The sequence below is a fragment of the Burkholderia sp. AU6039 genome (assembly GCF_002223365.1).
GTDB lineage: Bacteria > Pseudomonadota > Gammaproteobacteria > Burkholderiales > Burkholderiaceae > Burkholderia.
The window spans coordinates 2,324,807-2,351,804 of record NZ_NKFK01000005.1 but is presented as its reverse complement, the minus strand read 5'-3'; the positions used below and the strand labels follow the sequence as shown (position 1 = coordinate 2,351,804).

The 26,998-nt window shown below is 67.5% G+C and carries 23 protein-coding genes and 1 pseudogene; 12 read left to right on the top strand and 12 right to left on the bottom strand.

The genetic code is table 11. The features are described 5' to 3' along the window. Positions 1–12: 12 nt before the first annotated feature. Positions 13–1,188: a cytochrome P450 gene (locus tag CFB39_RS28295; RefSeq protein ID WP_089475307.1), complete on the top strand. Its 1,176-nt coding sequence runs from the start codon at positions 13–15 to the stop codon at positions 1,186–1,188. A 15-nt stretch (positions 1,189–1,203) separates the two neighbouring features. Here the strand turns inward: CFB39_RS28295 and CFB39_RS28290 are convergent, their stop codons facing one another. Both CFB39_RS28290 and CFB39_RS28285 read right to left on the bottom strand, forming a co-directional pair. Continuing rightward, the gene (locus CFB39_RS28290) at positions 1,204–1,530 is read right to left on the bottom strand and encodes a superinfection immunity protein (RefSeq protein WP_011354384.1); all 327 of its coding nucleotides are present in this window, start codon (positions 1,528–1,530) and stop codon (positions 1,204–1,206) included. 101 nt (positions 1,531–1,631) lie between these two features. Beyond that, positions 1,632–2,051 (bottom strand): rhodanese-like domain-containing protein, encoded by a 420-nt coding sequence (locus CFB39_RS28285; RefSeq protein ID WP_089426988.1) that lies wholly within the window; start codon positions 2,049–2,051, stop codon positions 1,632–1,634. A gap of 110 nt (positions 2,052–2,161) precedes the next feature. On the opposite strand from CFB39_RS28285, the gene ftrA reads away from it, so the two are divergent. Further along, complete coding sequence (ftrA, locus tag CFB39_RS28280) at positions 2,162–3,136, top strand: transcriptional regulator FtrA (RefSeq protein WP_011354386.1); 975 nt, start codon at positions 2,162–2,164, stop codon at positions 3,134–3,136. A gap of 167 nt (positions 3,137–3,303) precedes the next feature. On the opposite strand, the gene CFB39_RS28275 is transcribed toward ftrA, so the two are convergent. Together CFB39_RS28275 and adiC are read right to left on the bottom strand one after the other, a co-directional pair. Beyond that, a complete protein-coding gene (locus CFB39_RS28275; RefSeq protein ID WP_089475306.1) occupies positions 3,304–5,643 on the bottom strand; it encodes an Orn/Lys/Arg decarboxylase N-terminal domain-containing protein in 2,340 nt (779 codons plus the stop codon). Between the two features lie 3 nt (positions 5,644–5,646). After that, positions 5,647–7,179: an arginine/agmatine antiporter gene (adiC, locus tag CFB39_RS28270; protein ID WP_089475305.1), complete on the bottom strand. Its 1,533-nt coding sequence runs from the start codon at positions 7,177–7,179 to the stop codon at positions 5,647–5,649. Between the two features lie 431 nt (positions 7,180–7,610). Here adiC and CFB39_RS28265 point away from each other — a divergent pair, with 431 nt between their 5' ends. The 5 genes from CFB39_RS28265 (at position 7,611) to CFB39_RS28245 (ending at position 13,098) form a co-directional block, all read left to right on the top strand. Beyond that, complete coding sequence (locus CFB39_RS28265; RefSeq protein ID WP_089475304.1) at positions 7,611–8,681, top strand: nitronate monooxygenase family protein; 1,071 nt, start codon at positions 7,611–7,613, stop codon at positions 8,679–8,681. A gap of 80 nt (positions 8,682–8,761) precedes the next feature. Continuing rightward, on the top strand, positions 8,762–10,216 hold the full coding sequence (locus tag CFB39_RS28260; protein WP_046548379.1) for a M20 family metallopeptidase: 1,455 nt from the start codon (positions 8,762–8,764) through the stop codon (positions 10,214–10,216). A 55-nt stretch (positions 10,217–10,271) separates the two neighbouring features. Further along, positions 10,272–11,381, top strand: a complete 1,110-nt coding sequence (locus tag CFB39_RS28255; protein WP_089475303.1) for a malate/lactate/ureidoglycolate dehydrogenase — start codon at positions 10,272–10,274, stop codon at positions 11,379–11,381. Further along, positions 11,351–12,208, top strand: coding sequence for a TfoX/Sxy family protein (locus tag CFB39_RS40955; protein WP_256991469.1), 858 nt, complete (start codon positions 11,351–11,353; stop codon positions 12,206–12,208). The genes CFB39_RS28255 and CFB39_RS40955 overlap by 31 nt, the downstream gene beginning before the upstream one ends. A gap of 311 nt (positions 12,209–12,519) precedes the next feature. Next, positions 12,520–13,098, top strand: a complete 579-nt coding sequence (locus tag CFB39_RS28245; RefSeq protein ID WP_089433023.1) for an NnrU family protein — start codon at positions 12,520–12,522, stop codon at positions 13,096–13,098. Between the two features lie 79 nt (positions 13,099–13,177). Here CFB39_RS28245 and CFB39_RS28240 read toward each other — a convergent pair whose 3' ends face one another. Both CFB39_RS28240 and CFB39_RS28230 read right to left on the bottom strand, forming a co-directional pair. Continuing rightward, complete coding sequence (locus CFB39_RS28240) at positions 13,178–14,557, bottom strand: amino acid permease (protein WP_089475302.1); 1,380 nt, start codon at positions 14,555–14,557, stop codon at positions 13,178–13,180. Positions 14,558–14,855: 298 nt separating this feature from the next. Then, positions 14,856–15,593: a sulfite exporter TauE/SafE family protein gene (locus tag CFB39_RS28230; RefSeq protein ID WP_089475301.1), complete on the bottom strand. Its 738-nt coding sequence runs from the start codon at positions 15,591–15,593 to the stop codon at positions 14,856–14,858. A gap of 624 nt (positions 15,594–16,217) precedes the next feature. Between CFB39_RS28230 and CFB39_RS28225 the strand changes: the two genes are divergently transcribed. Next, the gene (locus tag CFB39_RS28225) at positions 16,218–17,513 is read left to right on the top strand and encodes a nitrous oxide reductase family maturation protein NosD (RefSeq protein ID WP_089475300.1); all 1,296 of its coding nucleotides are present in this window, start codon (positions 16,218–16,220) and stop codon (positions 17,511–17,513) included. A gap of 54 nt (positions 17,514–17,567) precedes the next feature. Here the strand turns inward: CFB39_RS28225 and CFB39_RS40950 are convergent. The 3 genes and pseudogenes from CFB39_RS40950 to CFB39_RS28210 form a co-directional block, all read right to left on the bottom strand. Continuing rightward, positions 17,568–17,813 (bottom strand): annotated as a pseudogene (locus tag CFB39_RS40950) (DUF488 domain-containing protein); the annotation flags it as partial. A gap of 76 nt (positions 17,814–17,889) precedes the next feature. After that, a complete protein-coding gene (locus CFB39_RS28215) occupies positions 17,890–19,062 on the bottom strand; it encodes an FAD binding domain-containing protein (protein ID WP_089475299.1) in 1,173 nt (390 codons plus the stop codon). A gap of 96 nt (positions 19,063–19,158) precedes the next feature. Further along, positions 19,159–19,824: a DsbA family oxidoreductase gene (locus tag CFB39_RS28210; protein WP_089475298.1), complete on the bottom strand. Its 666-nt coding sequence runs from the start codon at positions 19,822–19,824 to the stop codon at positions 19,159–19,161. A gap of 113 nt (positions 19,825–19,937) precedes the next feature. On the opposite strand from CFB39_RS28210, the gene CFB39_RS28205 reads away from it, so the two are divergent. After that, entirely contained in the window at positions 19,938–20,864 is a 927-nt protein-coding gene (locus CFB39_RS28205; protein WP_089475297.1) for a LysR family transcriptional regulator, read from the top strand. Between the two features lie 120 nt (positions 20,865–20,984). Beyond that, a complete protein-coding gene (locus CFB39_RS28200) occupies positions 20,985–21,413 on the top strand; it encodes a glycine zipper 2TM domain-containing protein (protein ID WP_089475296.1) in 429 nt (142 codons plus the stop codon). A gap of 72 nt (positions 21,414–21,485) precedes the next feature. On the opposite strand, the gene CFB39_RS28195 is transcribed toward CFB39_RS28200, so the two are convergent. Genes CFB39_RS28195 through codB form a run of 3 tightly spaced genes read right to left on the bottom strand, consistent with a single transcriptional unit; the run spans position 21,486 to position 24,797 of the window. Further along, positions 21,486–22,163, bottom strand: a complete 678-nt coding sequence (locus tag CFB39_RS28195; protein ID WP_089475295.1) for a TetR/AcrR family transcriptional regulator — start codon at positions 22,161–22,163, stop codon at positions 21,486–21,488. A 40-nt stretch (positions 22,164–22,203) separates the two neighbouring features. After that, entirely contained in the window at positions 22,204–23,457 is a 1,254-nt protein-coding gene (gene codA / locus CFB39_RS28190; RefSeq protein WP_089475294.1) for a cytosine deaminase, read from the bottom strand. A gap of 44 nt (positions 23,458–23,501) precedes the next feature. Next, positions 23,502–24,797 (bottom strand): cytosine permease, encoded by a 1,296-nt coding sequence (codB, locus tag CFB39_RS28185; protein WP_373452744.1) that lies wholly within the window; start codon positions 24,795–24,797, stop codon positions 23,502–23,504. 288 nt (positions 24,798–25,085) lie between these two features. On the opposite strand from codB, the gene CFB39_RS28180 reads away from it, so the two are divergent. Next, positions 25,086–26,375, top strand: a complete 1,290-nt coding sequence (locus CFB39_RS28180) for an FAD-binding oxidoreductase (RefSeq protein ID WP_089475292.1) — start codon at positions 25,086–25,088, stop codon at positions 26,373–26,375. Positions 26,376–26,392: 17 nt separating this feature from the next. Then, entirely contained in the window at positions 26,393–26,950 is a 558-nt protein-coding gene (locus CFB39_RS28175; RefSeq protein WP_089427004.1) for a helix-turn-helix domain-containing protein, read from the top strand. Positions 26,951–26,998: the final 48 nt, after the last annotated feature.

The window sequence follows — 26,998 nt, the reverse complement described above, 5'->3', positions numbered from 1 at the left end:
GATACTGTCCGCATGAACCCGACCGATCCCATCGCAGCGGTCACGCACCGCGATCCCTATCCCTACTATGCGGCGCTCGTCGACGGGCCGCCGCTCGCGTTCGACGCCACGCTCGGCCTGTGGGTCGCGAGCCGCGCGGCCGCCGTGACGGCCGTGCTCGGCCATCCGGCCTGCCGGGTTCGCCCGCTGGACGCCCCCGTGCCGCCCGCATTGCGCGGCACGACGGCCGGCGCGCTGTTCGGCGAGCTGGTGCGCATGAACGATGGCGCGTTGCGGCACGACGTGCCGAAGCAGGCGCTGCGCACGGCGTTCGCGCCGATCGACACGGCCGCGCTGCGCGATCGTGCCGCGCGGATCGCCGCGCGGCGCTTGCCGGCGCCGGGCGATGCCGGCGCGCTGAACGCGTGGTGCATGACGGTGCCCGTTTGCGCGGTTGCCGATCTGCTCGGCTTCGACGAGACGCAGCTCGACGGTATCGCGGCGCAGGTCGTCGATTTCGTCGCCGCGCTGTCGCCGTTGTCGGATGCCGCGGCACTGGCCCGCGCGAGCGACGCTGCGCGAGCGCTGCTCGACCGGATGACGGCGCGCGTCGCACAGACGCAGGCGCACGACGGCACGCTCGTTGCCGCCGTGCAGCAGGCGGCCCGCGCATCGGGCTGGCACGCGAGCGGCGCGCTGGTCGCGAATCTCGTCGGGCTGCTGTCGCAGACCTGCGAGGCGACCGCCGCGTGGCTCGGCAATACGCTGGTGGCGTGGAACGGGGAAGCGGGGGCGAGCGCCGCGCGCGTCACGCCGGACGATGTCGCGCTCGACGCATTCGTTGCCGAAGTCGGGCGCTTCGATTCACCGGTGCAGAACACGCGCCGCTTCGTCGCATCGCGCACGACGATCGAAGGCGTGAGCGTCGAAGCGGGCGACGCGATTCTCGTCGTGCTCGCCGCCGCGAACCGCGACCCGGCCGTGCATCGCGATCCGCAACGGTTCATCCCTGGCCGCGCGGCCGGGCCGAATTTCGGCTTCGGCACGGGGCCGCATGGTTGCCCGGGCGAGCGGATCGCGCGGGCGGTGACATCGGGGGCGTTCGGGGCGTGGCTGCGTGCGGGCGGCGTACCGCCGCACGACGGGCTGGCGTGGGACTACCGCGCGTCGACCAACGTCAGGATGCCGAAGTTCGACGCGGTACGCTGAAGGGGAAAGCGGGACTTAACGGCAGCCTTGTTTCTCCGCCCATTGCTCCTGGGCGGCAACGCGGCGCTGCACGCGTTCGACGAGACCGGTCGAGAAGGTCCGCATGCTGATGCCGCGGCGCTTCGCGAGGATCGTCTGCGCGACATCGGTGCGCGGGTTCGGCTGGCAGGCCCAGTACAGCGTCATCAGCCAGCCGATGCCGGTCCACCCGAACAGCGCGTTGAACATCGCGACCGTCAGCTTGTCGTGCCGGCCACGCCGGTCGGCAATGACCGCCGGCAGAAAATAGATCGCGATCGCGGCCACCGAACCGGCCACTTGAATCAGGACTGCGTTCTGCATGTTGCTGCTCCATCCGAACTGCAATGGAACCGAGTATCGCGCTTTTTCCGTTTGCGTGCAGGCCGTGGCCAAGCAATTGATTGTTGCGTTTTTAATGACGATCAGCCGGCTTCGGCGTCCGCCGGCTGCACTTCGTTGCTCAGCGCGAAACCTTCGTCGAGCCAGCCCGTCACGCCGCCGATCATCAGCTTGACCGGCCGGCCGAGGCGCGCGAGCTGGATCGCCGCGCGTGCGGCGCCGTTGCAGTGCGGGCCCGCGCAGTAGACGACGAACAGCGTGCCGGCCGGATAGCCGGCGAGCTTGCTCTCGATGATCTTGCGGCGCGGCAGGTTGCGGGCGCCGGGCACGTGGCCGGCGGCGAACTGATCGGGGCCGCGCACGTCGAGCAGCACGAAATCGGGCGCGCCCGATGCGAGCGCGTCGTGCACGTCCCAGCAATCGGTCTCGAAGCGCAGCGATGCCTCGAAATGCGCAAGGGCGGCGGGGCTGTCGGCGGCGGGCACGTCGGTGACGTAGGACATGGCAGGTTCTCCTGAAGATTGCGTGGAACGCGGTGGAATGAAGGGCAGTATCGCGGTTCGGCGCGTTTCGCGGCAGTGGCGCGATCGACAAGTTCCGGTAACATCGCGCCATGCACAATCATCTCGTCGTCGCGCTCGCCTACGATCGCCTCTGCACGTTCGAATTCGGCTGCGTGGTCGAACTGTTCGCCCTCGAACGCCCCGAGCTCGGGGTCGACTGGTATCGCTTCGCGGTCTGCGCGAGCGAGCCGGGGCCCGTGCGCGCGGCGGGCGGCATCACGGTCGCCGCGCCCTATCGGCTCGCGACGCTCGATCGCGCCGACACCATCGTGATTCCCGGCTGGCGCGATCCGGACGAACTGCCGCCGGAGCCGCTGCTGAAGAAACTGCGGGCCGCGCATCGTCGCGGCGCGCGGCTCTGCTCGATCTGTTCGGGCGTGTTCGTGCTGGCCGCGGCCGGCGTGCTCGACGGCCTCACGGTCACGACCCACTGGCGTTATGCGGAGAAGCTGCAGGCACGCTATCCGGCGCTGCGCGTGAATCCCGATGCGCTGTACGTCGACGAAGGGCAGGTGATCACCTCGGCCGGATCGGCGGCGGGGCTCGACATGCTGCTGCATCTCGTGCGCCGCGATCACGGCGGCGCGATCGCGAACCGGGTCGCGCAGCGCCTCGTGCTGCCGCCGCATCGCGACGGCGGGCAGGCGCAGTTCGTGCCGCGCCCGGTCGCGCCGGGCGGCACCGACCGGCTCGCGAAGCTGATCGACTGGATGCGCGCGCATGCGGCCGAGCCGCATACGCTCGCGTCGCTCGCCGCGCAGGCCGCGATGAGCACGCGCACGCTGCAGCGTCAGTTCGCGGATGCAACGGGCATGTCGCCGCTCGCGTGGCTGATCCGCGAACGCGTGAACGTCGCGAAGGACATGCTCGAAGCGCATCCGGCGCTGTCGCTCGCGCAGGTCGCGGCGCGTGCGGGGTTCGGTTCCGAGGAATCGCTGCGCCGGCATTTCCGGCGTGTCGCGGCAACGAGCCCGGCCGCGTACCGGCGCGGGATGAGTCGCGGCGAAAGCGCACGGGACGCCTGAGCGCGGTACCGATTCCTGTCGACGTTTTCTTCCGATGACACCGCAGTGGCGCAAGATCGCGCCTCTCTGAGAGAGGCCGGCCGCCTGAGCGGCCGACGCCGGCTGCAAGTGGCGACGCGCGCCGCCGGGCGGCGGCACGGCGTCGCGCGTCGCGTTGCGTTGTGTACTCAGTGCGTGTGGGTATCGCGCGCCTTCTGCTTGATGCACGCGATGCGATACACGCCATCCTCGACCTCGACACCGTGCGTGTCGTGCGTGAAGCCGGGGAAGCGCAGGTCGTACTGCTCGAGCGCCTTCAGGTAGCCGAGCAGCGGGCCGTCGGCCGGCCCCGCGTTCTCGCCGGGCATCAGCAGCGGAATGCCGGGCGGATAGGGCACGACGCCCGTCGCGACGGTGCGGCCTTCCATCTCCGCGAGCTCCAGCATCTCGATGTCGTTGTGCACCAGATGCTCGAACGCCTCGGCCGGGCTGTAGTCGGGCTTCGGCAGCGTCGAGAAGCCGCGCGACATCATCTCGGTCGTCTTCAGGTCGCTCATTGCGCTGAACATCAGGTCGCACAGGTCGCGCAGGCCGAGCTTGCCGTAGCGTTCCGGATAACGCGCGACGAGTTCGGGCAGCGCCTGTTCGAGCGGCGCGTTCGCGTCGTAGTCGCGCTTGAAATCGAGCAGCGTGTTGACGAGCGTGCCCCACTTGCCCTTCGTCACGCCGAGCGAGAACAGGAACAGGATCGTGAAGTCGGTCGTCTTCTCGACGACGATCCCGTGCCGGTCGAGATACGCGGTGACGACCGACGCCGGAATGCCGACCGGCATCAGCCCGCCGTGCGCCGCGACACCCGGCGTGACGATCGACACCTTGATCGGGTCGAGCATGCAGTAGTCGTCCTCGATATCGCCGAAGCCGTGCCACGTGTCGCCCGGATGCAGCACCCAGCACGACGGATCGGTGGCGAGCAGCGTCTCGTCCGCTTCGTGGAAGCGCACGCGCCGGCCCGTCTTGCGATCGACGACGCTATCGGGCTGCCAGCCGTTGAAGAACCAGTCGTTGTTCTCCGCGCATTCCGTATGCAGGCGCGCGAGCATCTGGCGGAACGCGACGGCCTCGCGGATCGCGTCGGTGGTCAGCGCCTCGCCGCCGGGGCCGTCCATCATCGCGGCGCTCACGTCGTTCGACGCGATGATCGCGTAGTTCGGCGACGTCGACGCATGCATCATGTACGCCTCGTTGAAGCGGGCGTGCTCGATCGGGTTGCGGCCGTCGCGAACATGAATGAACGATGCCTGCGACAGCGCGGCGAGCAGCTTGTGCGTCGATTGCGTCGCGAACACGGTCGGCTTGCTCGCGTCGTGTTGCGACGGATCGCCGTGCATCGCGTGACGGTCGCGGTAGATCGGGTTGAAGCGCGCGTAGCCGTACCATGCCTCGTCGAAATGCAATCGATCGACGCTCTGGCCGAGCAGTGCCTCGACGCGCGCGACGTTGTAGCAGAGGCCGTCGTACGTCGAGTTCGTGATCAGCGCATGCACGGGCGTCGGGTCGATGCCGTCGCGGCCGCGCACGAGCGGGTTCGCGTCGATCGCGAGGCGCACGGCGGCGGCCGTCAGCCGCTCGGGCATGATCGGCCCGATGATCCCGTAATGGTTGCGCGACGGAATCAGGTAGGTCGGAATCGCGCCCGACATCGTCATCGCGTGCTCGGCCGACTTGTGGCAGTTGCGGTCGCACAGCGCGACCTGGTTGCGCGTCACGCTCGCCATCAGGATCACGCGGTTCGACATCGACGAGCCGTTCGTCACGTGATACGTGCGATGCGCGCCGAACACGCGCGCCGCATAGCGTTCGCTTTCGCCGATCGGGCCCGAGTGATCGAGCAGCGAGCCGAGTTCGCCGACCGAGATCGACAGGTCGGAGCGGAACAGCGATTCGCCGAAGAATTCGAAGTACGCACGACCGACCGGCGATTTCAGGAACGCGGTGCCGCCCGTGTGGCCGGGCGTGTGCCACGAGTATTCGTACACGCGCGAAAACTTCGCGAGTGCGCGGAACATCGGCGGCAGCACGGTTTCGCGGTAGCGCTCGATCGCGGCGACGATGCGGCCGCCGATGAACGCGGTGGTGTCCTCCAGCATCCAGATGAAGTCGTCGGCCTTGCGCATCGCGTCGACCGGAATCGCGGACGCGCTCGCGCGGCTCGCGAGCAGGAACACGGGCACGGTCGCGTTGCGTGCGCGCATCGCGTCGAGCACGGCCTGTGCGGGCGCATGATCGGCGTCGTTGCCGAGTTCCCAGTTGAGCAGCAGGCACTGGATCGCCGGATCGGCGGCGACCACCGCGCGCGCATCGTCGGCGGACGTCGCGATCACGACGTCGACGAGCCGAGAGCGCAGCTCCTCGGCAAGCGCCGTCGCGGCGCGCCCGGTGGCCGTGCGTTCATCGATGTCGTGTTGCACGAGCAGTGCCTTCATGCCGAGGCGGCGGAAGGCCGGTTGGGTCAAGGAAGCGGTCATGTGTCATTCCCCCGTTGATTGGGTTGCCTGGACGCTCGCGGCGACGGCCGGCGAGCGCGCGTGAAGGGTGTCGGCCTGGTGACGGCCCACGGAGATCCAGAAGGTGGCGGCGAGCGCGGCGATGGTCACGCCGAGTGCGAGATAGCGCACCCAGCGCGGCGAGCGGCCGCCCGGATGGATGTGGGTTTCCTCGATCTCGCGCTGGCGGTTGATCGACAGCTCGTAGAAGACGATCGTCGCGACGACGAAGATCAGCGACCAGCGCGTCTGCTGGCCGTCGGAGCCGACCATTGCCCACAGCGCGTAGACGGCGCCGATCAGGCCGACGATCGTGTAGAACGTGAACTGGTGCGACGGCATCTTGCCGTAGCCGAGCACCTTGATCGCGATGCACGAGTAGATGTACGGCAAGAGCGTCATGATCACGGCGATCGACGCGATCTTGCCGAACTGTTCGCTGGCGCTCGGCGACATCGTCGCGAGCACCTGCACCGACATGATCAGCGCGACGATCGCGAGGCCGGCGGACGGCACGTTCTTCGAGTTCACGCGGGCGAACACGCCGGCGAACAGCCCGTCGTCGGCGGCCGCCTTCGCGGTCTGGCCGACCAGCAGCGTCCATCCCGCGAGCGAGCCGAGGCAGCCGAGCGCCGCGCAGATCGCGACCGCGTTCGCGGCCGTGTCGCCGAGCGCGAGGCGCGCGGCATCCGCGAACGGCGCGCTCGAGGCGAGCAGCGCCTTGTTCGGGATCATCCCCATGATCACGGTCGAGCTGAGCACGTAGCAGACGGCCGCGAGCACGACACCGCCGACGGTTGCGATCGGCACGTTGCGCGACGGGTTCTCGACGACACCGGCCGATACCGATGCACTCTCGACGCCGATGAATGCCCACAGCGTGAAGTTCAGCGTCGCGCCGATCGCGCTGAAGCTGTTGGTGCCCGACACGTTCCAGCCGGCGAAGTACACGTCCTTGCTGAACCAGAACCAGCCGAACACGGCCATCCCGAGGATCGGCACGAGCGCGAAGATCGTCGTGACCGACTGCACGCGGCCGACGACGTTCGGCCCGAGGATGTTTGCGTACGTGAACAGCCAGATCACGAAGATCTGCGCGAGCGCGAACACGAGCGGGTCCTTCAGGACCGGGAAGAAATGCGTGAGGTAGCCGAGGCCGGCGACCGCGAGGCCGACGTTGCCGAGCACGTTCGCGAGCCAGTAGATCAGGTTGGTCTGGTAGCCCATGTACGGGCCGAACGACTTGCGCGCATACGCATACGGGCCGCCGGCGGCCGGGTCGATCGCCGCGAGCTTCGCGAACACGAGCGCGAGCGACACGGCGCCGACGACGGTGATCAGCCAGCCGAAGATCGCGATGCCGCCGGTGGCGGCGAGGTTCGCGGGCAGCATGAAGACGCCGGAGCCCATCATGTTGCCCGCGACCATCAGCGTGGCGGGAATGACGCCGATTTTCGGCGCGGAAGCCGCGGCCGACGGGGCGGCGGCGCGGGAGGAGGACGAGCTGGCATCGGACATGCGACGCTCCTTGACGAGACGTGTTGCGGTTGAAGTGGCGCGGCGTGGCGCCGGTTGACGATTCCGGCATGAATCGCCGTTTTATTTAACGTTTTCATGTTATCGCCTTGGTGGTTTTTAATAAGGGTAAACGCCGGTATTTAATAACTTGAATATTGATGAATGTCATTGAAACGCATGAATCGACGTTTGAATTCGGGCGTGGGTGGGCCGTGCAGCAAGGATGTGGGTGTTTTCATTGGTCTCGGCCATGGATGGTGGGGTCGTGCTGCTGAAGCCGCCGTGAATAATCCTTTTTTCCCGAATCGGTTAAATCAGTTCGTGACGTAAATGGCGCCGCAATCGGGGTTCGGGTTTGTCGGTTAATATCGGGCGCATTAAACGCGCGCCGCCGGCGCGCGCGACCACCTTCTTCCCCGAGGACGATTCCGATGACGACGCTGCCTTCCCGTTTGCCGCTGATCCAGGCGCCGATGGTCGGTTCGCTGAGCCCGCTCGCGATCGCGGTGTGCGAAGCCGGCGGGCTCGGCTCGCTCGCGTGCGCGGCGCTCGGCCCGCAGCAACTGCGCGACGAGATCGCGGCGATTCGTGCACGCACAAGCGCGCCGTTCAACGTGAACTTCTTCTGCCACACGCCGCCGGCGCCCGACGCCGAAGTCGAGGCACGCTGGCGTGCGGCGCTCGCCGGTTATTACGCGGAAGCCGGTCTCGATCCGGCCGACGTGAAGGGCGGCCCCGGCCGCGCGCCGTTCGACGAGGCGATGTGCGCGGTCGTCGAGGAACTGCGCCCGGCCGTCGTGAGCTTCCATTTCGGGTTGCCGGACGATGCGCTGCTCGAGCGCGTGCGGCGCACGGGTGCGTGGGTGGTGTCGTCCGCGACGACCGTCGAGGAAGCGCGCTGGCTCGATGCGCGCGGCGTCGACGCGATCGTCGCGCAGGGCGCGGAGGCGGGCGGCCATCGCGGGATGTTCCTGACCGACGACATCCACGCGCAACCGGGCCTGTTCGCATTGCTGCCGCAGATCGTCGACGCGGTGCGCGTGCCGGTGATCGCGGCCGGCGCGATCGCCGACGGGCGCGGCATCGCGGCTGCGTTCGCGCTCGGCGCACGCGCGGTGCAGATCGGCACGGGCTACCTGCTGACGCCGCAAGCCGGCCGCTCGGCGCAGCATCGCGCGGCGGTGCGCGCCGCGCGCGACGACGGCACGCGCATGACCAACCTGTATACGGGCCGCCCCGCGCGCGGGCTGCTGACGCGCTTCATGCGCGAGCAGGGGCCGATGAGCACGCTCGCGCCGGCGTTCCCGCTCGCGACGGCCGCGCTCGATCCGCTGCGCGGCGCGTTCGAGCGGCAGGGCCGCGACGACTTCTCGCTGCTGTGGTCGGGCGAGGCCGCGGCGCTTGCGCGTGAGGCGGATGCGGGCGAACTGACGCAACGCCTGTGGCGCGACGCGCTCGCGTGTGCGGCGGGGCTGCGCGACGCGTTTCCGCAGGCGGTCTGAGCGACCGGGAAGGGGGCGCCGGCGCGGGAGCATCGGCGTATCATCTGGGTTTTCGTCAGCCCGATCCAGGCACCCCCACCATGACCTCCGTCGACACTACCCCCGTCCTCGACCATGACAAGCTCGTTACCTTCATCGAGCGCAAGTGGAACGATGAAATCCTCCATGCCCTGACCGACTACATCGCGATCCCCGCGAAGAGCCCCGCATTCGACCCCGACTGGGCGAAGCGCGGCTACCTCGAGCGCGTCGTCACCGATGCCGCGCAGTGGGCCGAGCGCCAGCCCGTGAAGGGCCTGAAGCTCGAGATCGTGCGCCTGCCCGGCCGCACGCCGGTGATCTTCTTCGAATCGCCCGCCACGCGCTCGGGCAGCACCGACACGATCCTGCTGTACGGCCATCTCGACAAGCAGCCCGAATTCGACGGCTGGCGCGCGGACCTCGGCCCGTGGACGCCGAAGTACGAGAACGGCAAGCTGTACGGCCGCGGCGGCGCGGACGACGGCTATGCGATCTACGCGAGCCTCGCGGCGCTCGGCGCGCTCGACGAGCAGGGCATCGAGCGGCCGCGCTGCGTCGGCCTGATCGAGACCTGCGAGGAATCGGGCAGCTACGACCTGCTGCCGTACGTCGATGCGCTGCGCGACCGGCTCGGCCAGGTGTCGCTCGTCGTGTGCCTCGATTCGGGCGCCGGCAACTACGACCAGATGTGGCTCACCACGTCGCTGCGCGGGCTCGTGTCCGGCGACCTGCAGGTCGAGGTGCTCGAGGAAGGCGTGCACTCGGGCGTGTTCGGCGGCATCGCGCCGTCGAGCTTCCGCGTGATGCGCCAGCTGTTCGAGCGCCTCGAAGACGCGAAGAACGGCAACCTGCTGCCGGGCGTGTTCCATTGCGAGATTCCCGACAGCCGCGTGCGCGAGGCCGAAGCGGCCGCGTCGATCCTCGGCGACGCCGTATGGAAGGGGCTGCCGTGGGCCTGCGGCGCGGACGGCAAGCCGGTGCTGCCGACCACGACCGATCCGCGCGAGGCGCTGCTGAATTCGACGTGGCGTCCGTCGCTGTCGGTCACCGGCGCGGCCGGCCTGCCGGCGCTCGCCGATGCGGGCAACGTGCTGCGTCCGCGCACCGCGTTCAAGCTGTCGCTGCGCCTGCCGCCGCTCGTCGATGCCGCGCAGGCCGTGCAGCAACTGAAGGAATTGCTCGAACTCGATCCGCCGTACAACGCGAAGGTTACGTTCAAGCCGGACGCGGGCGCCGCGACGGGCTGGAGCGCGCCGGATCTCGCGCCGTGGCTCGCGTCGTCGCTCGATGCCGCGTCGCGCCGCCACTTCGGCGCCGATTGCGCGTACATGGGCCTCGGCGGCACGATCCCGCTGATGAACGTGCTGCAGGAAGGGTTCCCGTCCGCGCAGTTCATGGTGTGCGGCGTGCTCGGGCCGAAGTCGAACGCGCACGGCCCGAACGAATTCCTGCACGTGCCGTATGCGAAGAAGCTGACGGCGGCGGTCGCGGACGTGATCGCGACCGCGCGCTGATTGCTTCGCGCTCAGCAGTGACCACTGTCCGACCCACCCTCACGGAACCTTGCCGATGACCGCACTGCCGACGCCCGATACCGAACCGCTGCGCATGCGCGCCGAACCGCTGCATGCATTCGTCGCGGCACTGTGGGAGCGGGCCGGCAGCAGCGAGCGCGAGGCAAGGCTCGTCGCCGATCACCTGGTCGGCGCGAATCTCGCGGGCCACGATTCGCACGGGATCGGGATGATCCCGAACTACGTCGCGTCGTGGCGGGAAGGGCAGTTGCAGCTGAACGGGCACGCGTCGATCGCGCGCGACGGCGGCGCGGTGCTGACGATCGACGGCGGTCGCGGCTTCGGCCAGGTGATCGCGTTCGAGGCGATGGTCGAAGGGATCGACCGCGCGCGACGCATGGGCATCTGCGCGATCGGGCTGCGCGACGTGCATCATCTCGGCCGCATCGGACACTGGGCCGAGCAGTGCGCGCGCGCGGGGCTCGTGTCGTTCCATTTCGTCAACGTGCCGGGCGACCTGCTGGTCGCGCCGCTGCATGGCACCGATCCGCGCTTCGGCACGAACCCGTTCTGCGCCGCGTATCCGCGTGCGGGCCAGCCGCCGCTGCTGCTCGATTTCGCGACGAGCGCGATCGCGTACGGCAAGACGCGCGTCGCGTACAACCAGGGCAAGCGCGTGCCGGCCGGGTCGCTGATCGATTCTCGCGGCCAGCCGACCGACGATCCGGCCGTGATGCATGAACAGCCGTTCGGCGCGCTGCTGCCGTTCGGGCTGCACAAGGGGTACGCGCTGGCGGCGATGTGCGAGATTTTCGGCGGCGCGCTCGTCGGCGGGCATACGACCTACGGTGACACGCTGCAGAAGACGAGCGCGATCGTCAACGGGATGCTGTCGGTGCTGATCGACCCGAACGCGTTCGATGCGGCCGACGCGCAGCGCGAAGCCGATGCGTTCGTCGCATGGGCGAAGGCGTCGCCGCAGGCCGGCGATACGCCGGTGCAGGTGCCCGGCGAGCCGGAGGAAGCGAGCCGCGCGGCGCGCGGTGCCGGCGGCATACCGGTCGATCGCGCGACGTGGCGGCAGATTCGCGAGAGCGCGGCGGCGATCGGCTTCGACGAAGCCGAGCTCGACGCGTGGACGCAGCGCTGCAGGGCATCCGCATGAGCTGGCAATCGGAACAGGCGCACGGCGAGGAGATCGCGTATCAGCTCGCGCCGCTCGGCAACGTCACGGTCGTGCGGTTCTTCAGCGGCGCGGCGATGCGGCTCGACGGCGTGATGTTCGGTTTCATGTCGCGCGGGTCGCTGTTCCTGCGTGTGGATGACGTGAACCGTCCGGCGTTCGTCGCGGCGGGGATGGGGCCGTTCTCGTACGAGCGGCCCACGCGCACGGTTTCGCTCGACGGCTATTACGAAACGCCGGCCGACGTGCTCGAGGATGCCGGCGCGCTGTTCGACTGGTGCCGCAGCGCCTATCGCGCGGCGCTGTTGGCGGGGCCGCCGAAGCGGAAGGCCAGGGCGGTGCCGAAGGCGAAGCCGGCGCAGGAAGTGAAGCCGGCGTCGAAGCGGGCCGCCAAGCCGGTATCGGAAGCGTCGTCGAAGTCAGCGCCCCAGCAGCAGGCTAAGCCGGCGTCGAAACGAGTCGCCAAACCGGCATCGAAAGCGTCGCCAAAGCCTGCGCCGGCACAGGAAGCCAAGCCGGCGTCGAAGCGTGTCGTCAAGCCGGTGTCGAAAGCGTTGCCGAAGCCTGCGTCGGCGGAGGAAGTGAAGCCGCCGGCGTCGAAGCGAACCACCAAGCCGGCATCGAAAGTACTCCCGAAAGCGAAGCCGGTTCAAGAAGCGAAGCCCGCGTCGAAGCGAGTCACCAAACCGGCATCGAAAGCGTCGCCGAAGCCTGCTTCTGCACAGGAAGCCAAACCGGCATCGAAGCGAACTATCAAGCCGACGTCGAAACCCCAAGCGAAATCCCCGGCGAAGCGCAAGCAAACATAGTGCCGGCCGCGCGAAGCGAAAGCCGCGCGACTTTTCTTTTTTGTCGGCCCGGCCGTCGCCCGGCGATTCACGCGACATGCGCCGGCTGGCACAAGGGCGGCCGGGGAGGGACACAGTCACGAAAGCGTCAAGCGCGTGCCGCACCGCACATCCCCCATGCTTCACAACGGCGGCCTCGGCGTTTATGATCGGCGCGGGTTGCACCCGTGCCTGGCGCGACCCTCGCCAGCCTCGCCGCCGGCTCCGCGAACGGCGCATCGTACGCCGCGCGGGACGCTTCCCCCACTCATCATTCCAGACGGAGACAGCCGATGCTCGTCCTGATTCTCGGTTTAGCGATCTTCCTCGGTGTGCACTCGATCCGGATCGTCGCGGACGGCTGGCGGTCAGCGACGATCGAGCGGATCGGCGAGAAGCGCTGGAAGGGCCCCTACGCGATCGCATCGATCATCGGCTTCGTGCTGATCATCTGGGGGTACGGCATCGCGCGCCAGGGCGCGACGCTGCTGTGGGTGTCGCCCGTCGGCGTGCGCCACCTCACCGGCATGCTGACCGCGATCGCGTTCGTGCTGATCGCCGCCTCCTACGTGCCCGGCAACCGCATCAAGACGCTCGTCGGCCATCCGATGGTGGCCGGCGTGGCGGTGTGGGCCATCGCGCACCTGCTCGCGAACGGCACGCTGCACGCAGTCGTGCTGTTCGGCGCGTTCTTCGTATGGGCGCTGGTCGATTTCGTCGTGTGGCGCGCGCGTGACCGCCGCGATGGCGTGCGCTATCCGGCGGGCAGGCTGTCGGGCGACGTCGTGGCGATCGTGGCCGGGCTCGTCGTGTGGGCCGTCTTCGCGCGGTTCCTGCACGGCTGGCTGATCGGCGTGCGGCCGTTCGGCTGAGCGGCCAAGAGATTGAGCAACCGAGACGTCGAGCAACCGAGCGGCGGCCGACCGGCGCGCCGCTCTTCCGGAGCAACGGTCAGCGCGCCTTCGCGCCGGCCGTCTCGCCGAGTTGTGCCGGCTTGCGGCGCAGGAAATAGGCCGCGACGATCGCCAGCGCCGTCAATACCGTGAACCAGAACTGGAAGCGCGAATCCGGGTTGAGCGCCTGCGAGCCGAGCACGGCCACCAGCGCCAGCAGCGCGATCCAGTTCGACACCGGATAAAACCACGCGCGGAACGCCTGCGGATCGCGTGGTGCGTGCTTGTCCTGCCGGCGCATCGCGAAGTGCGCGACGATGATGAAGATCCACACGATCATCACGAACGCGCCGCTGCTCTTCGCGAGCATCAGGAACAGGTCGCCGCCGCTCACGAAGTGAACGCCGAGGATCGACACGCAGATCGCGAGACACAGCACGAGTGCGTTCATCGGCACGCCTTTCGCGTTGGTCCGGCCGAACATCGCGGGCGCGTGGCCGCGCTGGCTGAGCGAGAACAGCATGCGCGAGTTCGAGAACAGGAACGAGTTCATCACCGACATGAACGACACGAACAGCACGATCTTCATCGCGACGGCCGCGCCCGTGAAGCCGGCCATGCCGAACAGCGACACGTACGGCGATTTCAGGTTGGCCTTGTCGGTCCACGGCATGCACAGGATCAGGATCGACACCGAGCCGACGTAGAACACCATCACGCGCACGATCACGCTCTTGATCGCGCGGATCACGTTCTTGCTCGGGTTCTCGGATTCGCCCGCCGCGACGGCCGCGATTTCGCTGCCGCCGAGCGAGAAGATCACGACCATCACGCCGGCGAGCACCGGCGAGATGCCGTTCGGCATGAAGCCGCCGTGATCCGTGAGGTTCACGAGCCCCGGCGCGGGAATGCGCGGCTGGAAGCCGAGCAGGATCGATGCGCCGAGCGCCATGAAGATGATGATCGTCGTCACCTTCGCGAACGACAGCCAGTATTCCGCTTCGCCGAACGAGCGCACCGAGTACGCGTTGCTCGCGATCAGCGTGACGAGCATGAACAGCGCGCCGCCCCACACGGGCAGCCACGGCAGGAAATCGTGGAGGATCGCACCGAGCAGGATCGCCTCGACGGTGATCGTCATCATCGACTTGAACCAGTACAGCCAGCCGACCGCGAAGCCGGCCCATTCGCCGAGATAGCTGCTCGCGTAGGTGGAGAACGATCCGCTGTCGGGGTTGCGGGACGCCATTTCGCCGAGCATGAACATGACCAGCGTGACGATCACGCCGCCGATCAGGTACGACAGGATCGCCGCGGGGCCGGCGGTCGCGATGATGGCGCCGGAGCCGACGAACAGGCCCGCGCCGATCACGCCGCCAAGCGCGATCATCGTGATGTGCCGTTGCTTGAGGCTTTGCCTCAACGAGTTGTCCTGCATCTCCTACCTCTAGTTATTGTTGGCCCGTTGGCCGGGAACGCATCGGGCCGCGCGGCGGCAAGCGTGCTGCCGCCGCATGGGGCACCGATGTCGAGGGAGCGTGTGTGACGCGATGTGCCGGGCCGCCGGCGGTGAATCGGAATGGCGGCCGCGAAGTGCCGGTCGGTGCCCGCGAGAGGGCGATGACGACGACCCCCGGATTGTGGGCGGACACCGTCGTCACGGCAAACGAGATATGCGAAAGACGTCTTGCGGTTTGCTCATCAATTGCCGCGACGGCGGCAGGCGTGAGCGCGCGTCAGATCGGCTTGACGAACAACCCGACGGTCAGCACCGCGCCGATGCAGACGATCCCGATCCGCAGCATGCGTTCGTTCACGCGATGCAGCGCCCAGGTGCCGAGCAGCCCGCCGGCGATCGCGCCGCCGCCGAGCGCGAGCGCCTTGCCCCAGTGCAGGTGCGGCGACGTCAGGAACAGCACGACGGCCGATGCGTTCATCACGCCCGCGAGCGCGTTCTTCGTCGACATCGCGTGGCGCGGCGACAGGCCGGCCATCGTCAGCACGGCCATCATCAGGAAGCCGAGCCCGCCGCCGAAGTAGCCGCCGTAGATCGCGATCATGAACTGCGACAACGCGGCGGGGACGGTGCCGAGGTGGGCCGTGCCTTCGCCCGGCTTGCGGAAAAAGCTGCCCCACGCGAACACGATCGTCGCGAACAGCACGAGCCACGGCACGAGGCGCGAGAAGATCGACGAAGGGGTCTTCAGCAACAGCAGCCCGCCGAGCGCACCGCCGACCACGCTGATGAAGAACATCGCGCGAAACGACAGCTTGCCGACGCCGCGCACCATGTTGCGGCTCGCCCAGCCGGTCGTGACCTGCGCGGGAAACAGCGCGACCGTCGACGTGATGTTCGCCGCGAGCGGCGACATGCCCGACACGATCAGCGCGGGCAACGTGACGAACGAGCCGCCGCCGGCGAGGGTGTTCTGCAGTCCGGCCCAGAGGCCGGCGAGGATGACGAGCGCGAGCATTGGAGCGGGAGCGGAAGGTGACGGGGCGCGCCTGCCGGAGGCGGGCAGACGCGGTGAACGCATGCATGGTAATGCAGGACCGCTGACGGCGTGAATCGCTGCGATCGCAGTGTCGTCGCGAGCCTTCCCGGCCGGTGCAGGCGACGATGCCGGCCAGCCCGCGACCAAGGTCGAGGATGGCCCGGGCGGGAGGACGGGCGGTCTTACGACGTCGCGCGGCCAATGTCGGATTGTCGAACGACGCGCGCGAAATAGACTGGTTGATGAGCGGCGGGAAAGAACCGGCAGGGTTGGGGGTCAGCCGGCGCCCGGTGCGCTCGGGAACGCAGTTCCTGTTGACGGGTTCGATTCCGGCCACGCGGTGCCGGCGCGTCGGAATCGGGCCGCCTTTTCTCGGGGGACACGCATGCGCGCCGGCGGGCGAAGAGGCGACCGGGTGTCGATCGCGGCCACGCGACGGCGCTTCGTTGCCGTTGCTCCGCCGCATCGGCGGAGCAAATGAATGTCGCAGTCGGGATGGTGCGCCGCGTGTGCCACGCGCCGTGCGATCGCCGTTGCTCGAACGCCTCGCGACCGTCAGCCGTTGGCCGGTCGTCGCGGGCGAACGGGCGTGAGAGAACAACCATGAAAAAGTCGTTTCGAGGGGTCGGTCCGAGTACGGCCGTCTGCCTGATCTGCACCGCATGTTTCGCCGCATCGCCGGCGGCCGCCTACACGCCGGGCGGCACGCGGCATGCGTATCCGTCGCGCAGCGCGCCGGTGCTTCCGGCCGTGACCGTCCAGCCGACGGCGAACGGCGGCGACCAGGCTGACGCGCTGCAGGCCGCGTTCGATGCATTGCAGCCGGGCCAGCGCCTCGTGCTCGCACCGGGACGCTACACCGTCGGCCGGTCGCTGACGGTGTCCAGGGCGAACGTCGTGATCTCGGGCTATGGGGCGACGCTAGTCGCGACGGATCCGGCCAATCAGACCATCGTGATGAGCGGCAGCGGTTCGACGCTCGTCGGCGTCACGCTGGTCGGCACGGGCACGACGCGGCTGACGACGCCCGCGTCGACGAAGGTCGAGGTGACGGGCACCGGCATCCAGGTGCTCGGCGTGACGATCCAGGGCGGCGCCAGCGCCGGGATCTTCATCTATGGCGGCAGCAACGTCGCGATCGTGGGCAACACCGTGCAGGCGACGCTGGCCGACGGCATCCACGCCACCTATGGCGCGACCAACGTGCTGGTGCGCGGCAACACGGTGAAGGACACCGGCGACGACCTGATCGCCGTCGTCAGCTATCAGGCCGACGGCCGCCTCAGCGCCAACGTGCTGATCGACGGGAATACGGTGTCGGGCAATTACTGGGGGCGCGGCATCGCCGTGGTCGGCGGGCGGACCGTGACGATTTCGAACAACACCGTCAGCGGCGTTCAGAAGGCAGCCGGCATCCTGGTCGCGCAGGAGGATAGCTGGAAGAGCTACGGCGTGTCGGACGTCGTGATCGAGAACAACGTCGTCGGCGCGATCCAGGACGGCACGAATGCGAACAACGGCCTGCCGCCTACCCATCAGGCCGCGATCGAGCTCGATACCTGGTCGGGGACGGTGTCATACGTCGTCGTGAAGGGCAACCGCGTATCGGGCTCGGGCTATGACGGCTTCCGGGCGTTGGGGAACGTCTGCCATTTCTCGGTGGTCGACACGACGCTCGCGTCGATCGCCGGCATGCCGGTGTCGCTGCTGACGAACAACTGCCCGGCCGCCGATATCGTCGCGTACGGCAATGCGCTGGGTGGCGTGGCGCTGGCGCCGCCGGTCGGCGCTTCCCCGTCCGGGACGATTCCGGCCGGCGGCGCGGTGACGTCGGGGATGCCGGCAGTGCGCACGAGCCTGATGCAGGCGAATGGCGCGCCCGCATCGGCGCGGAACTGACGAGGTTCGCGATGCGCTGCCCGCCGTGCCATCGAACGGGGCGCTGCGCCATGCGTTCGGGGGCGCGGTTGCCCCCGGCGCCGTGGCGTCGTCCCCGGCGTCCGGATAGACGATGGTGCCGTCAGGCCGTATCGCCGCGCCGGCCGTCAGGGGCGCGGCTTCCACGCGGTGGGGGCCCATGATGTGCAGCACCGTTTCGCCGCGTGCGATCAGGTAGTCGGACACGATCCGCCGGTGGCGGCGCCACCTCACCGCTTCCGAGCACATGATCGCGCAGCGTTGCCCGTGTTCCGCGACGATAGCCGCTTCCGCTTCGCGACGTGTGCCCGACGCCGCCGCCACACGGCTTCGCGCCGGTATGTGCGGCGGTGGTTGCTCAAGCGCTCGTCGAGACGACATGGCTGCGCGGGATGCCCATGATCCGGTCGCCGATGTTCATTCCCCATTCGGTCATGTCGATGCCCTGACTCAATTGTTCAGCCTGCCAACGCGACAGGGCTGCATCGATGTCGGCATCCGCGGATTGCAGCGCGTTGGCCAACGTCAATGCGTTGGCGGCTGCCTTGGCGGTACTGCCCGCGGTATGCGGGCGCGGAACGAAGGCGGCGTCGCCCAGCAGGATCGCTCTGCCATACACCATCTGCTTCACCTGCAGATCCAGGATGGCCTGGACGAACGGTTCGTGGGTGGCTTCGACCAACGTCTGGAAAGTCGGCGCGAGAAGCGTCTTCGACGCCTGCGTCAGGCTGGCGAGGTCTTCGTCTTTCAATGCGCCCGGAGGCAGCGAAAACGAGTGGCGTATCCCGGAGCGGTCGGTCAACAACGATGAGAGTTCGTCGCCGTGGGCAACCTTCCGGTACCACACCCAGTTCCAGCGCCGCTGACCTTCCTGCGTCGACAGGTCTTCGCCCGGGACGAGATATTCGAGCATCAGGTGGCCGGGGCCTTGCTGGAAGGCAAAGGTTCCCTTGAGAACATCCGCGGCGCTTGCCGGGAGCGCCGCTTCAGGAACGAGCCCGCGCCACGCGACATATCCGGCGTAGGTGGGTGCCAGGCCGGCAGAAACTTGTTCGCGGACCGTGGAGCGTGCGCCGTCCGCGCCGACGAGCAGATCGCCGGTTTCAATGCGGCCGCTGGCAAAGCAGGCGGTGATCCGGTCGCCGTCCTGTTCAAAGCGGACGAAGCGCTCGCCCGGATGAAAGACCTGCGCGGGCAGGTGCGCCTTCATCGTGCCGTAGAGCATGTTCCAGGACGTCTGGGTCTGCGGCATGAAGCTGCGCTGAATGACGCGATCGGTACGGTCCAGGTAGATGCGGTCGCCCGACCGCACGCCGAGCGCGGCGCCGGTCTGAATTCCGGCGAAATGAAACGCTGACAGGACGTCGCCCTGCAACACGATTCCACCGCCTCGGCTGTCCAGTTCACTCGGGGAGCGCTCGAAGATGTCGACGTCCCACCCCGCGGCGTGCAGCGTCGTTGCAGTAAAGAGCCCGCCAAGCGAGCCGCCGATGATCAGTGCGCGCGGCCTGGCTTTTGTGGTGGCGACCATGAATCTCTCCAAACGAGTAGCGTGTGTCGTGCTTGGCGCGCATGCCCGATTCAGCGAATCGAGCGTGCGCGCTTGCGTTCACCCGCAGGGGGCGATTCAGACGGCGGCTTTGGCGGTTGTGTCGCCGGTGGCATGTCGAAGCACTTCAGCGAGTACCGAAACAGGTTGTGCACCGCTAACCGGAACACCGCCCACACGGATTGTCGGCACCGACCGGATGCCGGCCGCCCCGGCCCGCAGTTCGTCGGCAACGACTTCGCGCTCGCCGTCGTTCGTCGCCAGGAAATCGCGCACTTCGTCAGCGTCGAAACCCGTCCTTTCCGCGAGGCTGACCAAAACCTCGGCCATGCCGATGTCCTGTCCGTCGGAGAAGTAGGCAGAGAAAACCGCCTCGAACAGCGCTTCGGTCCTGGCCGCATCTCCCTTGGACTGAGCGAGGAACATCAGGCGATGGGCAAGCCGCGTGTTGGGCGTGACCGCTACGCGGTCGTAGTTGAATTCGACACCTGCGCGTTTGCCCGCCAGCGTGACGTCGGCATCCATTGCCTGCGAACGTGCCCAGCTTCCGAATTTGGCGCTGCGATAGGCTTTTCGATCGATTCCGTCCTTGGGCATGGTCGGATTGAGTTCATACGGAAGGTACTTGACGGTCGGTGCGACGGCCAGGTTGGCCTCCCGGAGCGCTGCCTTGAGATGTGCGTGGCCGATCCAGCACCACGGGCAGATGAAGTCGTACGTGACCTGGATGTCGAGCGGATTCATTTGGAGGCTCCTTGCGTTGACGGTTCAAGCACTTTAGGCTTTGCGTCAGGGTAAAAGAATATGAACCAGTCGCAAACCAGCATTGCGGTGCGCGCAAAGATAAAGGACATGGCGTGGACAAGCTTCTTGCGTTGCGGGCATTCATCGACGTCGCGGAAACGGGGGGCTTTTCGAAGGCAGCTCGCCGCATGGGGGTGGCCACTTCGTCGGTGACGCGCCTGATGGACGCGTTGGAGAAGTCTCTTGGCAGCGCGTTGCTGACTCGCACGACGCGTCACGTGACGTTGACGGATGCCGGTTCCGCGTATCTGGAGCAGATCACGCGCGTGCTGTCGGACCTCGACGAAGCCGACGGGAGTGTGTCCGACACGGGTGCCGACGCGGTCGGACCGCTGCGTGTTTCGATGCCCGTGACTTTCGGGCGCCTGTGCCTGGGGCCGCATATTGCCGGCTTCCTGCAGCAGCATCCCCGCGTATCCCTGGATCTGGTGCTGTCGGATGCGTACCTGGATCTGGCGACCGAGCGAATTGACGTTGCGGTGCGCATCGGCACACCTGCAAACCAGCCGAATCTGATCGTCAATCGCCTGGCGGAACATCATCGCTATGTCGTCGCGAGTCGTGACTATCTGGAAAGCAACGGAATGCCCGCTTCTCCGGACGATCTGCGAAACCATCAATGCCTGCGTTTTGCGTACCAGGCGGCCGTGCAGCGTTGGTCGTTCACCCGCGCAGGCAGCACCGAGCATGTCGAGATCAACGGCAGACTTTCGGTGAACAACTCGGACGTGCTGCGCGAGGCCGTGATCAGCGGGTTTGGCATCGCACTGCTTCCCCAATGGCTCGTCGAAGAGGATGTGATGGCGGGGCGGCTCACGCGTCTTTTCGAAGACTACTCGATCAACCCGCTCGACCAGACCGTCTGCGTTTATGCCGCCTATCTTCCGAATCGCCGCCACTCGCGCAAAGTGCATGCGTTGCTTGAATTTCTTCGACATCGAATCACGCACTCCGGCGCGTTCTCGGATGCGTCGAGCTAGGCCGCGATCTCGCGTGCTCCGGTCACGACACTGCCCGATTTAACGCTTCATTACGATGGGCTGTCCGGAAAGGTGCTAGATTTGCGCATCGATATTTCGCAAGGCGGAGAGGGCAGGCAGATGTTGAAGAAACTGGCGGGGATGGCCGTGGTGGTCGGTGCGGCGGCGGTGGTGTCGCTGCCGGCGGTGGCAGGCGACACGAACAACGCACTGGGCGGCGCGCTGGGTGGCGTCGCCGGCGCGGCGGTCGGTAACGCGATTGGCGGCAGCACGGGCACCGTGATCGGCGGGGCAGTGGGCGGTGGCGCCGGTGGTGCGGTGACGTCGAACAAACACGAACGCACGGGCGCGGTCGTCGGCGGCGCACTGGGCGGCGGCGCAGGCGCCGCTGCGGGCAACGCGATGGGCGGCACGGCCGGCGGGCTCGTCGGCGCCGGCTTGGGCGGTGGCGCGGGCGCGGCGCTGGGCGGCCACGTGTCGCGCAACAACTCGCGTTCCAACGATCATTACCGCGGCAACAAGCACAAGAAGCGCCACAAGCACGACTGACCGGCGGTTCCCCGGCGAGTGTCGACGGCGCCGGGGTGCCGTGCATGAAGGGCGACGGAGGCGGTCAAGCGGTCAATCCGGCTTTCCGTCGCCGGTGATCAACGCGTTGAGCACCAGATTCGAGATCGTGCGGTAAGCCGCGTCGAAATCGTCGTTCCCCAGCGCACGCTTGCCGAGCACCAGCACCATCTGGGGGGCGAAATCCGCATACGCCTGCGTGGCTGCCCAGATCATGAAGAACAGGTGCTCGGCATCGACCTGCCTGACCTTGCCTTCCTCGATCCAGCGTTCGAGCACCCGGATGTCGTCGCGCAACACCGGAATCAGTTGTTTGCGGATTTCCTTTCCGTAGGTCCTGGCCCCGCCGATGATCTCCAGCGCAAACACCCGCGATCCATGCGGGCGATTTCTGGAGAATTCGAGTTTGGCCCGGATATAGGCCGACATGGCTTCCGCGGGCTCGCGATCGGGCGCCGCAAACTCCCGCATCCTGCCGAGCCAGTCCCGCAATACGTCGTCCAGCACGCGTTGGTAGAGCGCCAGCTTCGTGGGGAAGTAGTACATCAGGTTCTGCTTCGACAGGCCGGCGGCCGCTGCGATCGTCGCAACGGAACTCCCCTCGAATCCGTCAATGGCAAACGATTTCTCGGCCGCGGCGAGAATGGTCGCCTCGAGCGTGTCGCGCAGCGCTTCGCGCCGGCCGTGAGGCCGGCCGGGCGTTCCCGCGGTCGGCTCGGACGGGGGCCTCACGATGCGTCCTCCCGCATGTCGGACCGGCGGCGTCGCCCGCTCAACGCGTGCCCGCTTCAGGATAGGTGATGTGTTCGGGCGCGCGCTGCATGATGACCTTCCCGGCACGGAGCGACACGCGCACCTTGGCCTGCGTGCGAACCACTTCATAGTCGGAATCCGCGTCGAGGATCAGCAGGTTGGCCGGCCGCCCGACAGCGATGCCATAGCGATCGCCCAGGGACATCGCACGGGCGCTGTGCTCCGTCACGAAGTCGAGGCATCGCTGCAGGTCTTCGTAGCCGAGCATGTGGCACACGTGCAGGCCGACGTCGAGGATGCGCAGGATGTTGCCGTTGCCGATGGGATACCACGGATCCTTGATCGAATCCTGTCCGAAGCACACGTTGATGCCGGCGCGATCGAGTTCCGCGACACGCGTGATGCCGCGTCGTTTCGGGAACGTGTCGAAACGCCCCTGCAGATGGATGCTTTCGGTCGGACACGAAACAAAATGGATGTCCGACCGCTTCAGCAAGCGGAACAGCTTCGAGCAGTAGGCGTTGTCGTAGGAACCCATCGCGGTCGTGTGGCTGGCGGTGACGCGCGGGCCCATCCCGCGAACCCGCGCTTCCTCGGCAAGCACTTCCAGGAAGCGCGAGTGCGGATCGTCGGTTTCGTCGCAATGAACGTCGACCAGGCAGTCCTTGCGCTCCGCGAGTTCCATCAGGAACTTGATGGAACTCACGCCCTGGTCGCGCGTGTTCTCGAAATGCGGAATGCCGCCCACGACGTCGGCCCCCATGTCGATCGCGCGCTCCATCAGGTCACGTCCGTTCTCGAACGACTCGATGCCTTCCTGCGGGAAGGCGACGATCTGCAGATCGATGAGGTCGCGTGCTTCGTCCCTGACCTCGAGCATCGCCTTCAACGCGGCAAGCGTGTGATCGGTGACGTCCACGTGCGTGCGCACATGCTGGATGCCGTTGTCGCGCAACATGCCGATCGTGGTGTGGGCGCGGGCTTTCGTATCCTCATGGGTAATGGTGGCCTTGCGCTGGCCCCACCGCTCGATACCTTCGAACAGCGTGCCGCTCATGTTCCACTCGGGTTCGCCCGCGGTCAGCGTCGCATCCAGGTGGATATGCGGCTCGACCAGCGGCGGGATGACGAGATGGCTGCCTGCATCGATGACGTCGTCCCCTTGAGGCGGCAGCGGCGACGGCTGGAGGCCGATGCCGCTAATCGTGCCCGCATCGATGTCGATCGTGAAGAGGCCGCTACGGCCGCGCAATCTAGCGTTGATGATTTTCATGAGGATTCCTGTGGTTCGGGGGAGCGGGAGGGTGCGCAGCGGAATCATTCACCCTGAACGGACGGCTCGCGCGTGAACGCGCGGGCAATCTGCAGCAGCACGATGTAGGCGGCGGCGGACGCCGCGATGCCGACGAGCGGCGCGATCCACGGCGATGTATAAGCGAGTCCGGCGCCGATGGCATACGCGGCCAGGCCGACCAGGTTGAAGCGCGGAAGGCGGGCGGCGGCGAGCGACGGGTATTGCCCGCGATGGCGGTACCAGTAGTCCGCCATGATCACGCCGCCGACCGGCGGAATGATCGAGCCGAGCAGCACCAGGAACGGAATCAGCCACGCGTACATCCCGCCGACCGCGAGCACGATGCCGATCGCCGCGCCCACCAGTACGAGCGTGCGGCGCCGTTCGGTGCGCAGCAGATGGCATCCGGCGGCCGCCACGTTGTACATCGTCGGCCCCTGGATGGTCCAGAGATTGAGGCACAGCATCACGACCGCCGCGATCGACAGGCCCTGCAGCATCATCACCTCGACGATGTCGGCTTGCTGATAGACGATCGCGCAGTATGCGCCCGCGATGATCATCAGGCCGTTGCCCGCGAAGAATCCGATCATGCTGGCCGAGACGGCGCTGCGCGCACTGCGTGCGAGGCGGGTCCAGTTGGTGGCCTGGGTCGCGCCGCTGGCAAAGGTGCCGATGACCATGGTCACGGCGGCCGAGAACGGCATCGGCTGGGACGGCGCGACATGCGTGAGGCCGGCCCACCCGCCGATATCGCGGGTGGCGATCCACATCGACGTCATCAGCAGCACGAACATCAACGGCACGGAGACGCGCGACAGCAGATCCATGCCGCGATAGCCGATGATGGCCGTGATGGAAAATCCGAAGCCGAAGAGGATCATCAGCGGCGTGGTCACGGCGGGCGGCCAGCCCAGCAGCTTGACCAATACGATCGCCACCGTCGCGGTTCCCCATGCGTACCAGCCGAGTTCGGCGAAGCCGAGCAGGAAATCGGACAGCTTGCTGCCCGCTTCCCCGAAGCAGAACCGCCCCATCAGCACCGCGTTCAGGCCGCTGCGGGCGGCAATCAGCGCGAGCGATGCCGCATAGACGGCGAGCAACAGGTTTCCGATGACGGCGATCTGGATCATGCTGACGACGTCGAAGGCGACACCGATCTTGCCGCCGGCAAACATCGTTCCCGTGAAGAACGTGAAACTCAACAACACCATCGTGATGGACAGGAATCCGGTGCGTTTCTCGAGCGGGACTTCGCTCAGCGAGAATTCTCCGTGATCCGATTCGGCCATCGGGCTTGCATCCCGGTTCGTGGGCATCTTTCTTGTCTCCCGTCAGCGATTGGGTCGGGTCTGAAAGGGGTTACGGGGGCCGTGCCTGGATGGGTGACGCGCTGTTTCAGCGGGTCATTCTCTCAGTCCAAAATTTTTACAACCGTAAAAATTTCGTCCGGGTGGATGGCAGGAACCTTCACCGGGGCGGTGCGGTTCATGCGCAACGCGTGTCGTGTATCGGCGGATCCGGCGTTTTTTTGCCCGCTTGCCTCCGTGAAATTGCCGTGCTAATTTTTCATGAAATTTCTCGGCGTAAATTTCACGGGAGTCCGCATGTTCGTGCAGTCCGACCGTCACGTCGCAAGCTACTACGCCGGCACTTACCCGGCGCCGATCCCGCATCGTCCGGAGCTGGACGAACGCATCGACGCCGACGTGCTCGTCGTCGGCGCGGGTTTCAGCGGGCTGCATACGGCATTGCGCCTGGCGCTCGCCGGCAAGCGGGTCGTCGTGCTCGAAGCGAGCCGCGTCGCGTGGGCCGCGTCGGGCCGCAACGGCGGGCAGGCGCTGCTCGGCTGGTCGTGCGACATGCAGCCGCTCGAGGATTCGCTCGGCCGCGACGGCGCGCGCCTGCTGTGGGACAGCATGCGCTGGGCCGCGGCCGAGGTGCGCGAACTGCCCGTGCGGCACGGTTTCGACATCGACTACCGGCCCGGGAGCCTGTGGGCGGCCGTGCGGCCGCGGCGTGTCGCGACGCTCGAGCAGGCGCGTGACGAGGCGGCCGAACGCTGGGGCTACGACCGTCTGCGCGTGATCGGCCGTGACGAGATGCCCGAATGGATCGGCGGCACGCGTTACCTAGCGGCGCTGCACGATCCCGAGGCCGGCCACCTGAATCCGCTGAAACTCGCGCTCGGCCTCGCGCAGACGATCGAGCGCACGGGCGGCCGCATCTTCGAGCAGAGTCGTGTGCTCGACTGCCGCGAGACGGCCGGCGGCCACGTTGCCCGCACGGCGCGCGGCGAAGTGCGTGCGGACGTGCTCGTGCTGGCCTGCAACGCGTATGTCGACCGGCTCGATCGCGATCTCGCGCGCCGGCTGCTGCCGGTCGGCACGTACCAGGTCGCGACCGCGCCGCTCGCACCCGACGTCGCCCGTTCGCTGCTGCCGCAGAACAGTTGCGTGATCGACAACCAGTTCGTGCCCGACTATTTCCGCCTGAGCCCCGACAACCGGCTGCTGTTCGGCGGCGGCTGCACGTATCTCGGCGGGATTCCGGCCGATATCGCGGCGGCGACGCGCCCGCACCTCGAACGGGTGTTCCCGCAGCTGGCCGGCGTGCCGATCGATTACGCGTGGGGCGGCCATATCGACATCAGCATGCGCCGCACACCGGACATCGGCCGCCACGGGCAGCGTTTCTGGCTGCAGGGGTTCTCGGGGCACGGCGTGCTGCCGACGCTCGCCGGTGCGCGCGCGGTGGCCGACGCGGTGCTCGGCGACGAACGCCTGCTCGCGCAGTACCAGCGCATCCGCAACCCGCGCTTCCCCGGCGGCGACCGGCTCGCCGCGCCGCTGGAAGCGATCGGCAAGGCCTGGTACCGTCTGCGCGATACCGTCTGACTGCACCGGAACCCACCATGAATGAACAGGAAGAGATAGAAAGCCTGGCGATCCTGATCCGCGACCTGCGCAAGCATCGCAAGGTCACGCTCAACGATCTCGCGGAACGGATCGGCCGCTCGGTCGGCTTTCTGTCGCAGGTCGAGCGCGGGCTGTCGCGCCCGACGGTGGCGGATCTCACCGCGATCGGCGAGGCGCTCGGCGTGCCGACCACCTATTTCTACAGCCTGAGCAAGCCGCGCAGCGTGCCGTGGGTGACGCGGCCCGACGAGCGGCGCACCGTGTATTACGCGGCCGGCATCACCGACATCCTCGTGTCGCCGAACATGCGCTCGCGCTTCTCGATCCTCGAAAGCCATCTCGCGCCGGGCGCGAGCAGCGGCGAGCGGCCCGTCGACGACAGCGACGAGCAGGGCGGTTTCGTGCTCGAAGGCGAACTGACGATCTGGGTCGACGGCGACGATACGCCCGTCACGCTCGGCCCGAACGACGCATTCCAGCTTCCCGCGCACAAGCGCTTTCGTTACGCCAATTTGACTGATGCGCCGACGCGCGTGATCTGGGTATTCACCTGAGTGGTCGGCGGGGCGCGCGGTGATGCAGGCCATCGCGCCACGCAGCAT

Coding starts and splice junctions, on each gene's coding strand:
- CFB39_RS28295 (WP_089475307.1), top strand. CDS start 13: ATGAACCCGACCGATCCCATCGCAGCGGTCACGCACCGCGATCCCTAT.
- CFB39_RS28290 (WP_011354384.1), bottom strand. CDS start 1,530: ATGCAGAACGCAGTCCTGATTCAAGTGGCCGGTTCGGTGGCCGCGATC.
- CFB39_RS28285 (WP_089426988.1), bottom strand. CDS start 2,051: ATGTCCTACGTCACCGACGTGCCCGCCGCCGACAGCCCCGCCGCCCTT.
- ftrA (WP_011354386.1), top strand. CDS start 2,162: ATGCACAATCATCTCGTCGTCGCGCTCGCCTACGATCGCCTCTGCACG.
- CFB39_RS28275 (WP_089475306.1), bottom strand. CDS start 5,643: ATGACCGCTTCCTTGACCCAACCGGCCTTCCGCCGCCTCGGCATGAAG.
- adiC (WP_089475305.1), bottom strand. CDS start 7,179: ATGTCCGATGCCAGCTCGTCCTCCTCCCGCGCCGCCGCCCCGTCGGCC.
- CFB39_RS28265 (WP_089475304.1), top strand. CDS start 7,611: ATGACGACGCTGCCTTCCCGTTTGCCGCTGATCCAGGCGCCGATGGTC.
- CFB39_RS28260 (WP_046548379.1), top strand. CDS start 8,762: ATGACCTCCGTCGACACTACCCCCGTCCTCGACCATGACAAGCTCGTT.
- CFB39_RS28255 (WP_089475303.1), top strand. CDS start 10,272: ATGACCGCACTGCCGACGCCCGATACCGAACCGCTGCGCATGCGCGCC.
- CFB39_RS28245 (WP_089433023.1), top strand. CDS start 12,520: ATGCTCGTCCTGATTCTCGGTTTAGCGATCTTCCTCGGTGTGCACTCG.
- CFB39_RS28240 (WP_089475302.1), bottom strand. CDS start 14,557: ATGCAGGACAACTCGTTGAGGCAAAGCCTCAAGCAACGGCACATCACG.
- CFB39_RS28230 (WP_089475301.1), bottom strand. CDS start 15,593: ATGCTCGCGCTCGTCATCCTCGCCGGCCTCTGGGCCGGACTGCAGAAC.
- CFB39_RS28225 (WP_089475300.1), top strand. CDS start 16,218: ATGAAAAAGTCGTTTCGAGGGGTCGGTCCGAGTACGGCCGTCTGCCTG.
- CFB39_RS28215 (WP_089475299.1), bottom strand. CDS start 19,062: ATGGTCGCCACCACAAAAGCCAGGCCGCGCGCACTGATCATCGGCGGC.
- CFB39_RS28210 (WP_089475298.1), bottom strand. CDS start 19,824: ATGAATCCGCTCGACATCCAGGTCACGTACGACTTCATCTGCCCGTGG.
- CFB39_RS28200 (WP_089475296.1), top strand. CDS start 20,985: ATGTTGAAGAAACTGGCGGGGATGGCCGTGGTGGTCGGTGCGGCGGCG.
- codA (WP_089475294.1), bottom strand. CDS start 23,457: ATGAAAATCATCAACGCTAGATTGCGCGGCCGTAGCGGCCTCTTCACG.
- codB (WP_373452744.1), bottom strand. CDS start 24,797: ATGCCCACGAACCGGGATGCAAGCCCGATGGCCGAATCGGATCACGGA.
- CFB39_RS28180 (WP_089475292.1), top strand. CDS start 25,086: ATGTTCGTGCAGTCCGACCGTCACGTCGCAAGCTACTACGCCGGCACT.
- CFB39_RS28175 (WP_089427004.1), top strand. CDS start 26,393: ATGAATGAACAGGAAGAGATAGAAAGCCTGGCGATCCTGATCCGCGAC.